11 protein-coding genes are annotated in these 14,285 nt (G+C 69.3%); 1 reads left to right on the top strand and 10 read right to left on the bottom strand.

The window, feature by feature from the left end; all coding sequences use genetic code 11:
- Nucleotides 1–43 precede the first annotated feature (43 nt).
- The 6 genes from AB0I98_RS19385 to AB0I98_RS19410 form a co-directional block, all read right to left on the bottom strand.
- Nucleotides 44–1,636, bottom strand: a complete 1,593-nt coding sequence (locus tag AB0I98_RS19385) for a cation acetate symporter (RefSeq protein WP_362943072.1) — start codon at nucleotides 1,634–1,636, stop codon at nucleotides 44–46.
- The gene (locus AB0I98_RS19390; protein WP_362943075.1) at nucleotides 1,633–2,187 is read right to left on the bottom strand and encodes a DUF485 domain-containing protein; all 555 of its coding nucleotides are present in this window, start codon (nucleotides 2,185–2,187) and stop codon (nucleotides 1,633–1,635) included. Before AB0I98_RS19390 ends, AB0I98_RS19385 begins: the two co-directional genes overlap by 4 nt.
- 69 nt (nucleotides 2,188–2,256) lie before the next feature.
- Nucleotides 2,257–2,937, bottom strand: coding sequence for a response regulator transcription factor (locus AB0I98_RS19395; protein WP_362943078.1), 681 nt, complete (start codon nucleotides 2,935–2,937; stop codon nucleotides 2,257–2,259).
- Nucleotides 2,934–4,094, bottom strand: a complete 1,161-nt coding sequence (locus AB0I98_RS19400) for a sensor histidine kinase (protein WP_362943081.1) — start codon at nucleotides 4,092–4,094, stop codon at nucleotides 2,934–2,936. Before AB0I98_RS19400 ends, AB0I98_RS19395 begins: the two co-directional genes overlap by 4 nt.
- Nucleotides 4,091–4,615 (bottom strand): DUF1453 domain-containing protein, encoded by a 525-nt coding sequence (locus AB0I98_RS19405; RefSeq protein WP_362943085.1) that lies wholly within the window; start codon nucleotides 4,613–4,615, stop codon nucleotides 4,091–4,093. The genes AB0I98_RS19400 and AB0I98_RS19405 overlap by 4 nt, the downstream gene beginning before the upstream one ends.
- A 513-nt stretch (nucleotides 4,616–5,128) precedes the next feature.
- Nucleotides 5,129–7,252: a DNA topoisomerase IV subunit B gene (locus tag AB0I98_RS19410; RefSeq protein ID WP_362943088.1), complete on the bottom strand. Its 2,124-nt coding sequence runs from the start codon at nucleotides 7,250–7,252 to the stop codon at nucleotides 5,129–5,131.
- A 441-nt stretch (nucleotides 7,253–7,693) separates the two neighbouring features.
- Between AB0I98_RS19410 and AB0I98_RS19415 the strand changes: the two genes are divergently transcribed.
- On the top strand, nucleotides 7,694–7,927 hold the full coding sequence (locus tag AB0I98_RS19415) for a hypothetical protein (protein WP_362943091.1): 234 nt from the start codon (nucleotides 7,694–7,696) through the stop codon (nucleotides 7,925–7,927).
- Between the two features lie 104 nt (nucleotides 7,928–8,031).
- On the opposite strand, the gene AB0I98_RS19420 is transcribed toward AB0I98_RS19415, so the two are convergent.
- The 4 genes from AB0I98_RS19420 to AB0I98_RS19435 all read right to left on the bottom strand — a co-directional run bounded on the left by AB0I98_RS19420 (nucleotide 8,032) and on the right by AB0I98_RS19435 (nucleotide 14,219).
- On the bottom strand, nucleotides 8,032–8,901 hold the full coding sequence (locus AB0I98_RS19420; protein WP_362943094.1) for a serine protease: 870 nt from the start codon (nucleotides 8,899–8,901) through the stop codon (nucleotides 8,032–8,034).
- A 130-nt stretch (nucleotides 8,902–9,031) separates the two neighbouring features.
- Nucleotides 9,032–10,573, bottom strand: coding sequence for an RNA polymerase sigma factor (locus tag AB0I98_RS19425; protein WP_362943097.1), 1,542 nt, complete (start codon nucleotides 10,571–10,573; stop codon nucleotides 9,032–9,034).
- Between the two features lie 426 nt (nucleotides 10,574–10,999).
- Nucleotides 11,000–11,887, bottom strand: coding sequence for a FadR/GntR family transcriptional regulator (locus tag AB0I98_RS19430; RefSeq protein WP_362943100.1), 888 nt, complete (start codon nucleotides 11,885–11,887; stop codon nucleotides 11,000–11,002).
- A gap of 163 nt (nucleotides 11,888–12,050) precedes the next feature.
- Nucleotides 12,051–14,219: an ATP-binding cassette domain-containing protein gene (locus AB0I98_RS19435; RefSeq protein ID WP_362943103.1), complete on the bottom strand. Its 2,169-nt coding sequence runs from the start codon at nucleotides 14,217–14,219 to the stop codon at nucleotides 12,051–12,053.
- Between the last annotated feature and the right edge of the window lie 66 nt (nucleotides 14,220–14,285).

Below are 14,285 nucleotides of genomic sequence, written 5' to 3' on the forward strand. Positions count from 1 at the left end.
CTTCATACGGATGCCGGGCGCCCTCTTCTCCGAACCACCCCGCCTATACCGCCCCCGCCCCGGTCAGCGACCGCACTTCGGTCTCCGCGTGTTTGGCGTCGTCGGGTTCCTCCGCCGAAGTGACCGTGCCGAGCCAGCCGGCGACGAAGCCCAGCGGGATGGAGACCAGGCCGGGGTTCTGCAGCGGGAAGTACTGGAAGTCCACGCCGGGGAACAGCGATTCGGGGCTGCCCGACACCACCGGCGACAGCACCACGAGGGCCACGGCTGGGATCAGGCCGCCGTATACGGCCCACACCGCGCCGCGTGTGGTGAAGCCGGGCCAGAACAGCGAGTAGAGCAGCACCGGCAGGTTGGCCGAGGCGGCGACGGCGAAGGCCAGCCCCACCAGGAAGGCGACGTTGAGGTCGCGTGCCAGCAGTCCGAGGGCGATGGCGACCACGCCGATACCGACCGCGGCCGCGCGGGCTACGGCCACCTCGCTGCGCGGCTTGGCGTGCCGGCGTCGTAGGGACGCGTAGAGGTCATGGGCCACAGACGCCGAGGACGCGAGCGTGATACCGGCGACCACCGCGAGGATCGTGGCGAAGGCGACAGCGGCGACGATCGCGAACAGAACCGTTCCGCCAGTGGAATCGGCGCCACCTCCGAGATCGAGCGCGAGCAGCGGAACCGCCGTGTTTCCAGCCGCGTTCGAGCCGCGTACGGCATCCGGGCCGACGATCGCTGCCGCGCCGAAGCCCAGCACGATCGTCATCAGGTAGAAGCCGCCGATGAGCCCGATCGCCCAGACCACCGAACGCCGTGCGGCCCGCGCGGTCGGCACGGTGTAGAAGCGGGACAGAATGTGCGGCAGCCCGGCCGTGCCCAGCACCAGGGCGAGTCCGAGGCTGATGAAGTCGAAGCGGGCGGTCCAGTCGCCGCCGTACTTCAACCCGGGCGCCAGGAACGATTCGCCATGACCGCTGCGCTCCGCCGCCGTCAGCAGCAGTTGGTCGAAGTCACCGTGGAAGCGCACCAGTACGAGCACGGTCAGCGCCACGGTGCCGCTGAGCAGCAGCACCGCCTTGACGATCTGAATCCATGTGGTGGCCCGCATCCCTCCCAGCGACACATAGATCACCATCAGCGCACCGACACCGACAACCGTCCAGGCCTGCGCCGCCTCGCCTTTACCCCCCAGCAGCAGCGCGACCAGGCTGCCCGCACCGACCATCTGCGCCACCAGATACAGAACGGACACGGTGACCGAGGAGGTTCCCGCCGCGATTCGCACCGGCCGCTCACGCATCCGCGCGGCGACCACATCGGCGAGCGTGAACCTCCCGCAGTTGCGCACCAGTTCCGCGACCAGGAACAGCACCACGAGCCAGGCCACGAGAAAGCCCACCGAGTACAGCATCCCGTCGTAGCCGTAGAGGGCGATGAGCCCGGAGATGCCTAGGAAGGAGGCCGCCGACATGTAGTCGCCCGCGATGGCAAAACCATTCTCCACCGGAGTGAACAGCCGCCCGCCCGCGTAGAACTCCTCCACCGAACCCTGCCGGTTGCGGCTGACCCAGGTCGTGATGCCCAGGGTGACGGCCACAAAGGCGCTGAACAGGAGCAGCGCCAGCGTCTGATGGTTGTCCGTCACGAAGCACCGCCCCGGACGCCACGCGTCAGTTCCTGGGTGTTCCACCGCAGTTCGAGCGCGGCCCGGTCCCTGCGCAGCCGAGCATGCCGGACATAGGCCCAGGTCAGCAGAAACGTGGTGAGGAACTGCCCCAGCCACGCGAGCATCGCCACATTCACGGCACCCGTCACGGGCCGGCCCATCAGCCCCGGAGCGGTCGTGGCCGTCACGACATATCCCACGTACCAGGCGAAGAATCCCGCGACCGCCGGCACCACGAACCGCCGGTAGCGACTGCGCACTTCCTGGAAGGCCGCGCTGCGTTGCACCTCGAGGTACACATCGGCCGCAGCCCTGTGCTCATGCTCCTCACGCGCCGGCGGAACGACCGGAACCGGCCCTCCGGCGTCGCCCGACTCCCCCCAGCCCGAGGCGAGCGCGTCGTACCAGGGATCGTCGTACCGCACGCTTCCGGGCTTCTCGGCGGGAGGTGGGCCATAACCGCCGCTCTGCCCGGCCGTACTCTCGGGTCCACCCCCGCCTACTCCGGAGCGACCGTTGCTTGAGTGCATGCCCAAGGATGGACAGAACGGGAAGATCCCTGACTCTTCTTCCCGGCGCTCTTCACCCCATCAGGTGACTCAGCCCGTCGGCGGCCGCACCAGCCCTTTCGCGAACGCGTAACGCACCGCCTGGGCACGGTCCTTGATCCTCGCCTTGGTGAAGATGTTGTTGACGTGGGTCTTGATCGTGGCCGTGGAGACATGCAGCTTCTTGGCGATCTCAGGGTTGCTGAGCCCTTCGGCGATCAGCTCCAGCACCTCGGTCTCCCGCGCGGTGAGCCCGTCGGGCGGCACCGCCGGCGCCATCGGCGGTTCAGGGTCCGACAGCCGCTCCAGCAACCGCCGTTGGATGCTCGGCGACAGCCCCGCGTCCCCGGACAGCACGCTGCGCACCGCCCGGACGATCTCGTCACCTCCCGCGTCCTTGGTGAGATACCCGCGTGCTCCCGCTCTCAGCGCTGGAAACAGAGACTCGTCGTCCGCGTAGGTGGTGAGCACCACGACCTGTGTCCCGGGATGCTCGCTCCGGATCCGTCGGGTCGCCTCCACTCCGTCGCAGCGGGGCATGCGCAGGTCCATCAGGACCACGTCCGGGGCGAGTTCGGCGACGAGCTTCACCGCCTCGTCCCCGTCCCCCGCGGCTCCGACGACCTCGATCCCGGGGAGCAGCCCCAGCAACATCACGATCCCCTCACGGACGACGGTCTGATCGTCCGCGACCACCACTCGCGCGGGCTCGACCTCCGTCTCCTCCGTCACGTGGGCACCCTCAGCTTCACCACGAACCCCTCCTTGTCCGGCCCCGCCTCCAACGAGCCACCCAGCAGCTCGGCACGCTCCCGCATGCCGAGTAGACCGTACCCGGCACCGGAGCCTGCGAGTTCGCCGCCCGAGCCCCGCGGCCCGCCCGAATCCCTTACGTCCAGGGTGACTTGGTGTTCGCCGTACTCCAGCCGTACCCGTACTTTGGCGCCCGGTGCGTGCTTGCGCACGTTCGTCAGAGCTTCCTGCGCCACCCTCCGTACGGCCTGTGACGCCTCGGCCGACAGCGGTCTGTGCTCACCCGTAATGGTGACCTCCGTCCCCGTGCCCGTATCCACGAGCTGAGTCAAGAAGTCCTCCAGCGGGGTCAGTTCGCCGCGCAGTGCCGAGAGGGCCTGCCGGGTCTCCTCCAGTCCCTCACGGGCCATCCCGCGTGCTGCCACTACGCGTTCCAGGATCTGGTCCCGGTCGGCGTCCCGCTCGATCAGCAGGCGTGCCGCCTCCAGGTGCACGAGCTGCGCCGAGAGGCTGTGTGCCAGCACGTCATGGATCTCCCGGGCGATACGGGCCCGCTCCACGAGCGCCGCCGACTCGGCTTCGGCCGCCAGCGCCGCCCGCTCCTGTGTGAGCAGCCGCTGGGCGCTGCCACGGGCCTCGGCGTCCAGTCGGAGCACGTATCCGGCCAGGGGGAGCCCCGCCGCCGTGGCCACGGTGGTCAGCCAGGCGTCGTCGTTGAAAGCCGCATACGACGCAAGGCCGGCGGAGGCCACCGGTAGCGCGGCCGCGAGAGGCAGCCGCTCCAGCGCGGTGACGGCGCAGCCGCACCAGAGGACGAGGGCCGGGATTCTGAACCCCACGGCTTGAGCGGCGAATGCGAGTCCCAGGAGCACCGTGACGAGCGCCAGGGACGACCAGAGCTGGTGCTCGAAGGTCGTTCGGTAGAAGGCCCAGGCAACACCCACGGCCACCAGCACACCCACCGCGGCCCCGACGGCACCCCAGCCGTGGACCACACTGCCAGTGAAGACACCCCACAGCAGAAGGGCCAGCACGACCAGCCGGACAGCCGAGGCGAACAGCCGACGGGGCCGGGCGCGTTCCTTGCGGCTGAGCGCTTCCCGGGAGGGCCAGAGCGTCCAGGCGTTCTCCGTCACACATGTTCCTTCCGCGCGGGCCGGGACACGGTGTCACCGTACGCCGGGCTCTGCTCGGGGGTCGGACGCAGGGATCGAGCGCGCCAGGTGAGGATCCCTCCACGGACGAGCAACGTGATCGCCAGAGCGAGGAGAAGGGCGGACGTGTCCTGCTGCACGCCCAGCCCCGCACCGAGGGCGAAGAGCGCGACGCGCAGGGCTATACCGGCGACCCAGACGACGACGCTCGCTCTCGTGCCCTTGCTCCATACCGTGCCGTCCGGCTCCGCCCATATGCGGGTGGTCCACGCCCACGCGGCTCCCGTGGCGAGGCCGATGAGGAGTTCGGCGCCGAGCAAGAACACTGACTCGGTGCGGTGATGGGCGTCGATGATGGCGGGCTCGCGCAACGCGACGACGGTCAGGACCGCAGGGGCGAGCCACCAGCGCTCTCCCGCGCCGATCCGGCTTGCGCGGAACTGGCGCACGATCACCAGAGCGGCCACGGCAGCGATCAACAACGCATCGACGAGCCCGGTCATCAAACCCTCCGTGAGCGAAGAAGGACGGTGCCGACAGCGAGCGCTGCCGACGCCTTCGACGCTACGGAAATTCGCTGGTCAGGAGATCGGAGCCAGGGTGGATCATGGGTGGATCCGGCACCGCTGCCCTCTCCACCCACGGGTGGAGACGGCGGACTCTCTCGCCGGTCGCCGGTGCTGTGGGCGGGGCGACGCCTTGCCGGGCAGCGGGCCGACAGGACTGTGGGCAGGGCGAGGCCCTGCCGACCGCTGGCCGGACGAACTGCTCGCAGAGCGCCTCTGCCCGACAGCGGGCCGACCGGAACTGCTCGCAGAGCGCCCCTGCCCGACAGCGGATCGGCGGCCGGGCATCCGCACGGCAGCGCGGCCGGTGACCGGCACGCACAACGCCCGTGCCGGCAGCCACGGCACCTGCCTCCACCCGGCAGTGCCGCGACTCTCACCCGACGGCCGGCCCCCGGCACCGTTTCCGGCACCGAACCGCCACCGTTCCGGCCCGGCCCAACGCAGCGGCTACGCGTCGATGCGGGACCGGTCCAGCGTCGCCGCCGAGCTGGAGATGAACTCCTTACGCGGTGCGACGTCATTGCCCATCAGCAGATCGAAGACCTGCTCGGCGGACTCCAGATCGCCGAGGTTGATCCGACGCAGTGTGCGGTGACGCGGGTCCATGGTCGTCTCGGCCAGCTGGTCGGCGTCCATCTCGCCGAGACCCTTGTACCGCTGGATGGAGTCCTTGTACCGGACGCCCTTGCTCTCGAACTCCATGAGCTTGTCGCGCAGTTCACGGTCCGAGTACGTGTAGACGTACTTGTCCTGGCCCTTCTTGGGCTGGATGAGCTCGACACGGTGCAGCGGAGGGACGGCCGCGAAGACCCGGCCGGCCTCGACCATGGGCCGCATGTAGCGGTGGAACAGGGTCAGCAGCAGCGTCCGGATGTGGGAGCCGTCCACATCGGCGTCGGTCATCATGATGATCTTGCCGTAGCGGGCCGCGTCGATGTCGAAGGTCCGGCCCGACCCCGCTCCTATGACCTGGATGATCGCGCCGCACTCGGCGTTCTTGAGCATGTCGGTCACGGACGACTTCTGAACGTTGAGGATCTTGCCGCGGATCGGCAGCAGCGCCTGGAACTCGGAGTTCCGGGCGAGCTTGGCGGTGCCGAGCGCGGAGTCTCCCTCGACGATGAACAGCTCGCTGCGGTCGACGTCGTCACTGCGGCAGTCGGCGAGCTTGGCGGGCAGCGACGAGGACTCCAGTGCCGTCTTCCGGCGCTGCGCGTCCTTGTGCTGGCGGGCGGCGATCCGGGTACGGGCCGCGGAGACGGCCTTCTCCATGACCACACGCGCCTGTGCCGCGTCGTCCCTCTTGGTGGAGGTGAGGAACGCCTTGAGCTCCTTGGTGATCACCGTGTTCACGATCCGGCGGGCCGCCGAGGTGCCGAGGACTTCCTTGGTCTGCCCCTCGAACTGCGGCTCGGCGAGACGCACGGTGACGACCGCGGTGAGGCCCTCCAGGGCGTCGTCCTTGACGATGTCGTCCTCGGCAACGCGCAGCAGCTTCTTGCTGCGCAGCACCTCGTTCAGCGTCTTGGTGACCGCCTGCTCGTAGCCCGCGACGTGGGTGCCGCCCTTGGGCGTGGCGATGATGTTGACGAACGACCTCAGGGTCGTGTCGTAACCGGTGCCCCAACGCATCGCGACGTCGACGCCGAGCTCGCGGGTGACCTCGGTGGGCGTCATCTGGCCGTGGTCGTCCAGGACCGGAACCGTCTCCTTGAAGGTGCCCTGCCCTGAGAAGCGGAGGACGTCGCAGACCGGCTTGTCGGTGGCGAGGTACTCGCAGAACTCGCTGATGCCCCCGTCAAAGCGGAAGGACTCCTCGCCCTTGCTGCCGTCTTCACCGAGGCCGAACTCATCGCGTACGACGATGGTCAGGCCAGGCACCAGGAAAGCCGTCTGGCGTGCCCGCTGGTGCAGGTTCTCCAGGGAGAGCTTGGCGTCCTTGAGGAAGATCTGGCGGTCGGCCCAGTACCGCACGCGGGTGCCGGTGCGGGTCTTGGGGATCTTCTTGGCCTTGCGCAGGCCACTCTTGGCCTCGAACTTGGCGTCGGAGCCGTCCCCGGCGAAGGCTCCGGGGACACCACGCCGGAAACTGATGGCGTGCGTATGGCCACTACGGTCCACCTCGACGTCGAGCCGGGCGGACAGGGCGTTCACCACGGAGGCGCCGACGCCGTGCAGACCGCCGGAGGCGGCGTACGAGCCGCCGCCGAACTTGCCGCCGGCGTGCAGCTTGGTCATGACGACCTCGATACCGGAGAGGCCGGTCTTGGGCTCGACGTCGACCGGAATGCCTCGGCCGTTGTCCCGGACCTCGACGGATCCGTCGTCGTGGAGGATCACGTCGATGTGGTCGCAGTAGCCCCCGAGGGCCTCGTCCACGGAGTTGTCGATGATCTCCCACAGGCAGTGCATCAGGCCACGACTGTCAGTCGACCCGATGTACATACCTGGGCGCTTCCGCACGGCCTCGAGCCCCTCGAGGACGAGCAGGTGCCGCGCGGTGTAGTTGGAACCGTCCCGGTCTGCTCCTGCCAGCAGCGCTGTGGACGGCACGGACGTCTCGGCGGTCACGCGGTTCGCTCCTCGCTGAATTTCAGGTGGGGCCCTTCTGGGTAAGGGCGCGGCTTCGGTTGCCGCTCAGAGGGTACCGAGGCCTGGTAGAGCCGTTGTAACGCCACCCTCGTCATAAACTCACACTAGCCCAGCGTCGCATAGGTGTTCGATCCCTCGATGGAGTGAAGCACACATCACGTTCCCTTCCAGGCATGAACCATTTAGGCTCCGGGCACGTCCTCATGAACAACCGGCAACCCAGCCGGGAGGACCGACATTGACCGACAGTGCGAAACCGTAAGACACATAGACACGCAATACGGCACATTCGCCGCCAACCGGCAGCAGCCGGCCGCCCGCGAAGATTTTTTTCAAGGGAAAGCCACGAGCGGGAACGTTTTCGGGCTGGTTGGATGTTGACCCTGGTACGACAGCTCGTCGAGCTAGAGAAGAGGCGACGTGACTACTGTTCTGACCCCCGCGAGCCCGCTGACGGCCGCCGATCGCTGCGACCGCTGCGGCGCCCAGGCATACCTGCGCGTCGTCCTGCTGAGCGGCGGAGAACTGCTCTTCTGCGCCCACCACGGTCGCAAGTTCGAGCCGGAACTCAAGAAGATCGCCGCTGAGATACAGGACGAGACGGAGCGACTGACCGCCGCTCCGGCAGCAGCCGCCTCCGAAGAAGAGCGCTGACATCTCGCGTCCACGACGAGCCAGCACCGGCACAGGCCGGCCCGCGGGCGGCACCCCTAAGCAGAGACAGGGGCGCCGCCCGCGCTCGTACCCGCAGACCCTCCTCAGACCCGGCCAGGCGCCCCTGTGCGCCTCACCCCTGGGCTGCCGCCCCAGCCCAGCGTGCGCATGACCTCGGAGACCCGCGTATAGACGCCGGGGCTCTCAGCGCGCCCACAGCCGCTCCCCCAGGACACGAGCCCGATCAGCTTCCCCCGTGCGACGAGCGGCCCTCCGCTGTCCCCCTGACAGGCGTCATGGCCACCTTTCTCCTCCCCCGCACACACCATGCTGTCGGCGCCATAGGTGCCTTCGGCACTGCCCGGATACGCCTGCTCGCAGAGGGCATCACGAAGTACATGCACGCGTGCCCCCCGTAGGCTGCGTGCGTAGTCGCCGGAGCCGGTGACATCACCCCAGCCGTAGACAGTGGCGGCCGTGCCCGGTTCGTACGCCTGATCACCGGCGGCCGCCATCGGGACGACCGAGCCCTTCGGGACGGCCTGCGCAAGGGTGACCACCGCGAAGTCGCCGGCGTTGCTGACGCTGTCGTAGTCAGGGTTCACCCAGGTGTCGCGTACGGCGATCTCCCGTCCCTGGTCGGAGAGCAGGTCCGTACGCCCTGTGATGACCTTGAGGTCGCGCACCTGGTCCGGGGGCGCGCTCAGGACGTCCTCGCCCAGACAGTGAGCCGCGGTGAGCACGGTGGTGGGGCCCACCACCACGCCGTCACAGAACTGCCCCGCGCGCGTACCCCCGAACCGGTCACGGCTGGACAGCGCCACGGTCCACGGGCTCTCGGATATCTCGACCGGGAAACCACCGACGACGACGTTGTCCGCGGACACCGGGACGGCGGACACGGCCGTTACGGCGGTGGCGGCGACCGCGAGAACCAGCGGCCGGGTCAGCCCCCGGGAAAAAGGAAAACGCATACACGTTCCTCACTCTGGGGTGGTCATGGAAAACCCAGGGTGATTCACAACTCCGACCCCCGCACCCGCTCAGCGCGAAGGCCCGGCTCCCCTGGAGGGAGCCGGGCCTTCGGCGTCGTACGACCGCGACCTAGTCGAGGTAGTCGCGCAGCACCTGCGAACGGGACGGGTGGCGCAGCTTCGACATGGTCTTGGACTCGATCTGGCGGATGCGCTCGCGCGTGACGCCGTACACCTTGCCGATCTCGTCGAGGGTCTTCGGCTGACCGTCGGTGAGACCGAACCGCATGGAGACGACGCCCGCCTCGCGCTCGGACAGGGTGTCGAGGACGGAGTGCAGCTGCTCCTGGAGGAGCGTGAAGCTGACCGCGTCGGCCGGGACGACGGCCTCGGAGTCCTCGATGAGGTCACCGAACTCGCTGTCGCCGTCCTCGCCCAGCGGGGTGTGCAGCGAGATGGGCTCGCGGCCGTACTTCTGGACCTCGATGACCTTCTCCGGGGTCATGTCGAGTTCCTTGGCCAGCTCCTCCGGGGTGGGCTCGCGGCCCAGGTCCTGGAGCATCTGGCGCTGCACGCGCGCGAGCTTGTTGATGACCTCGACCATGTGCACCGGGATACGGATGGTGCGGGCCTGGTCGGCCATGGCGCGGGTGATCGCCTGACGGATCCACCAGGTGGCGTACGTGGAGAACTTGTAGCCCTTGGTGTAGTCGAACTTCTCGACCGCGCGGATCAGACCGAGGTTGCCCTCCTGGATGAGGTCCAGGAAGAGCATGCCGCGGCCGGTGTAGCGCTTGGCCAGGGAGACCACCAGGCGGAGGTTGGCCTCCAGGAGGTGGTTCTTGGCGCGGCGGCCGTCCTCGGCGATGATCTCCAGCTCGCGCTTGAGCTTGGGGGCGAGCTTGTCGGCGTTGGCCAGCTTGTCCTCGGCGAACAGACCGGCCTCGATGCGCTTGGCGAGCTCGACCTCCTGCTCGGCGTTGAGCAGCGGGACCTTGCCGATCTGCTTGAGGTAGTCCTTGACGGGGTCGGCCGTGGCACCGGCCGCGGCGACCTGCTGCGCGGGCGCGTCGTCCTCGTCCTCGTCGGACAGCACGAACCCGGCGCTCTCGCCGCCCTCGGGCTCCTCGCCCGGCTTGGCGGCGGCTTCCTCGAGGACTTCCTCTTCGCCCAGCTCGGCGTCGTCCTTCTTGGTGGCGGCCGTGGTCTTCTTGGCCGCCGTCTTCTTGGCGACGGTCTTCTTCGCGGCCGCCTTCTTGGCGGTCGTCTTCTTGGCAGCGGCCTTCGTCGCGGACGCCTCGTCCTCGACGGGCGGGTCGACGACGGGTGCCGTCGGCGTGGCGGTGGCGGTGGCCTTCTTGGCGGTCACCGTCTTCGCCGCGACCGTCTTGGTGGCGGTGCGCTTGGCCGGACTCTTCGCTGCGACGCTCTTACGGGTGCGCTTGGGCTCCGCGGCACTGACCATCAGCGTCACACCCTCTTCCTCGAGGATCTGGTTGAGGCTGCGCAGTACGTTCTTCCACTGAGTGGCCGGAATCTGGTCAGCTTCGAAGGCCCGACGCACGTCATCGCCGGCGATCTGCCCCTCAGCCTTTCCCCGCTCAATGAGCGCCATGACAGAGACGGACTCGGCGATCTCCGGCGGGAGCGTACGGGATGTGCTGGCCGACACGAACAACCTCTCGGAACGTTGGAAAACGGCTTCCGGCCCCGTCCACGGCGGACAGGAGCCGACCGCCGACTGGGGGATGAGCCGACGGTGCGGGCGGGGGCCGGGAAGATGCACAGCGCCTTGAACGGCGTCCGTATTCCCTCCGCGGCTGTCACCTCTTAGGTCATCGCACTGTTCCCACGAGCGTTACGCCCAATCTGCGTGGCCCGAGTCACACCCCGTAAGCGCCCAAAAACGGTCAGACACGAGCAAAGGGGGTCACTCGTGCCTGTGACAGACCCGTGCCGTGTGCCTTTCCGCTCGATCGCGCCGTCGGACCCCGCAGGAACCCGAGGGGTCCTGCAGGGTCCGACAGGGGGCGGTCCGCCGACCGGCATTGCCACAGGAGGGGGTGGCAATCCCGGTCCGCGCCGCCCGTGGTGCGCGTCAGTGCTCGCGCGGCGCGGGCACCACGCGCTCCACCTCAGGATGGACGGTGAGCAATTGGCGCATCGCGGCCTCGGCGGCCGGGCCGTCGCCGGTGGCGAGGGCGTCGACGATCCTGCCGTGATGCGCCAGCGACGTCTCGTTCGGCCTGTCACACCCCGTGACGGGGCCGCCGGAAACCTGGAGGGCGGCCGACACGATCCCGGAGAGGTGCTCCAGCATGCGGTTGCCCGCGACCTGGATGAGCAGGGAGTGGAACTCGGCGTCCGCGCGGGAGAAGGTGAGCGCGTCCCCTTGCCCCATGGCGTGGCCCATGATCTCGACCATGTCCGCGAGCCGCTGCTGGATGTCCTCGCGTCCGTGCCCGGCGGCGAGGCGCGCGGCCAGCGGCTCGATCGTCCAGCGCAGTTCGCTCAGCTCGCGTCGCTGGTCGTCACGCTGCGGCCCGAAGGCGCGCCATTCGATGATGTCCGGGTCGAGGAGGTTCCAGTCACTGACGGGACGCACGCGCGTGCCGACGTTCGGGCGAGCGCTGACCAGGCCCTTGGCCTCCAGGACACGGAGCGACTCACGGACGACGGTGCGGGAGACCTCGAAGCGCTGGCCGATCTCCTCGGGCACCAGTGGACGGTCCGCGCCCAGATCGCCGGAGACGATCATCTGGCCGAGCTGCTGGACGAGTTGGCCGTGCAGCCCGCGTCCGCGGCTGCCGGCGGTGCGCCGGCCCACCCGGCCCAGCTCCGGATCGGCGCCGTCCCAGGCGGGGGCCCCGACACGGTCGGCGGGGGGCGCCTCGGCGTAGGGATAGCGGTCGAGTTCGCCCGGGCCGGCGAGACCGGAGTCTGCGGAGCGGGCGGCGGTCATCATGGTGTGCGCAAGGGTACTCACGAAACCTTTGTCGGCGCCGTCTCCAACTCCCTTGAGGTCTTTGGTGAAAAGCACACGAAAGGGTGATCGCTCACCCCGTCGCAATTGACGCCTTATCGGAAAGAAATGGGCTTTCCCCGGGGGAGTTGTGCGCAGGGCGGGATCGGAAGGGCTCGGACGGTCGTCATCGGACCCTGCTGCGCAGGGTCGTGAGCAGATATGCGCAGAGCAGGACGGACAGTGACAACGCCAATGCGCCGCCCACGGGTTGACCGATCACCCGGGCCGCCGCGGCCAGATATCGCTCTCCGCCGAAGGGCCACTGCATGAGAAGCACCTCGCGCAGCCGCATGGGAAACCCGGCCGCCGTTCGCACAGCCGGTCCCTCCAGGACCTTGTGTACGAGAGGTACGACGAGAATCGGTACGGAGACCACGGCGGCGAGCCCGGCCGTGGTGGACCGGAAGGTACCGGCGGCCAGCACTCCGGCCCAGGCGCAGCCGACCACGAGACCGAGCCAACTCGCGCTCAGCGACAGCCAGTCGGCGGGAACTTGTGCGAGCTCCCGTCCGTATACGAGATAGAGGGCTTCGGCGTTGCAGCCGACCGTGAGGAAGGCCAGCAGCAGCGCGGTGGCCGCGGTGACGAGGAGTTTGGCGGCGAGCAGCCCCAGTCGGCGGGGCACGGTGCCGCGGTCCGCCGCCAGGGCGGGGTGGCGGAACTCGTCGCCGAAGGAGAGCGCGCCGAGCAGTCCCGCACCGAGCGCCGCGGGCGGCAGCGGCAGCTCCTGCGGCCACGCGGCCAGCAGACGCGGCTGCGGAGTGTGCCCGATGCGGGCCAGGATGACGGCGGTGAGGACGGACACAGCGAGTACGACGGCCCCGGTGATGAACCCCGTGCTGATTCCGGCGGCGCGGCGCAGCTCGTAGCGGAGCGGGCGGAGGGGACTGGGCGAGGGGCGGACGGAGATGGGGGGTGGCAGCGCGGGCGGGGCGTCGAGGGTGCGGACTTCGCCGGAACTGTGGGAGCGCGTTCGCGCGCGGCCGTCCGCGACGCGCGCGTCGTCGGAGACCTGCGCTGTCGCGGTCGTTTTGGTGGAGACCTGCGGCTCGTCGACCGAAGGGGGTGACGCGTCGTCAGGCTCGGAGGCGGCCTGCGGTGCGTCGACAGCCGCCCGGGGTGCGTCGTCTACGCTCCGCGACGCGTCGAGAGGCAGCCGAGGTGCGCCCACTGCGCTCTTCGACGCATCGAGGGGAGGCCGGTGTGCGTCCGTGGAGTTCTGCGCGGCGTCGAGCGGCGCCCCCGGTGCGTCCCCGGTGTCGAGCGGCGCCTGCGATGCATCCCCGGCGCCCAGCGACGGCTCAGGCGGCGCCGGAGAGTTCTCGGTCTGCCGCGGGACGTCCGGTGCACGATCGGTCGTGACCGCATGCGGTTGGCGGGGAGTTTGCGGGTTCTGCGCGGATACGGCCGCCGCGCCGGCCCCCATGTCCCCGATCTCATCGGCGAGTTGATGTACGAGGATGCCGTGGCGGAACGCGGTCTCGCCGACGTCGGCGCAGGTACTGCCGTACACGGAGAGCCGGTTGCCTCCCTCGCGCACGACCTCGACGGAGCGCTGCCCGGTGCGGGCTTCCTTGGTGAGCAGGGCTGCGAGGCGGGCGGCGTGCGGGCTGCGGACGGCGACCCGGGGGCGGAGCCGGGTGCGGGCGAACTCGGCGGCCTCCTGGTCTGCGACGAGCCTGCCCTGCTCCAGCGTGATGACGCGGTCGGCGGTCCGCGCGGCCTCCTTGGGGTCGGCAGTGGTGTGCAGGACCGTGCCCCCCTGGGAGGCGTGCGCGCGCAGCATGGCGTGCAGCCAACGGACCTCGCGGGCGGTGAGGCCGTCGGCGGGGTCGTCGAGCACGAGCGTGTGCGGGTCGCAGAGCAGAGCACAGGCGAGGCCGAGGCGGCGGTCCATGCCGCGTGAGAGCGTGCCGAGACGCTCGTCCCGCAGGCTGACCAGGCCGACCACCTCAAGGACCTCGTCGGCGCGGCGCACGGGAAGGCCCGCGGCGGCACACAGCATGCGAAGGTGCCCTCGCACGGTCCGGGCGGGGTGTCCGGGTACGTCGCCGAGGAGGACGCCGACCTCACGCGAGGGATGGGCGATGCGGTGCAGCGGGCGACCCCTGAAATAGGTGATTCCGCGGCCCTGTTGAAGTTCGAGCATGAGTCTGAGCGCCGTCGTCTTGCCTGCTCCCGGCGCACCGAGCAGCGCGGTGACGTGGCCCGCGCGCGCCTCGAAGGTGACGTCGTCGACGGCGGGTGGAAGCTCCTTGCGGGGGTTGCTGGTCAATCCGAAGACCTCGATCACCCGCAGCAAGATAGCGCGTTATGTCCGGTTTTTCGGGCATGCCGCAGCCTGCTCAACGGCGGCGGT

It is taken from the genome of Streptomyces sp. NPDC050211, from assembly GCF_040656035.1.
Lineage (GTDB): Bacteria > Actinomycetota > Actinomycetes > Streptomycetales > Streptomycetaceae > Streptomyces.

Excerpts from the sequence above, each read along its gene's own strand:
- AB0I98_RS19390 (WP_362943075.1), bottom strand. The coding sequence starts at position 2,187 with ATGCACTCAAGCAACGGTCGCTCCGGAGTAGGCGGGGGTGGACCCGAG.
- AB0I98_RS19405 (WP_362943085.1), bottom strand. The coding sequence starts at position 4,615 with ATGACCGGGCTCGTCGATGCGTTGTTGATCGCTGCCGTGGCCGCTCTG.
- AB0I98_RS19420 (WP_362943094.1), bottom strand. The coding sequence starts at position 8,901 with ATGCGTTTTCCTTTTTCCCGGGGGCTGACCCGGCCGCTGGTTCTCGCG.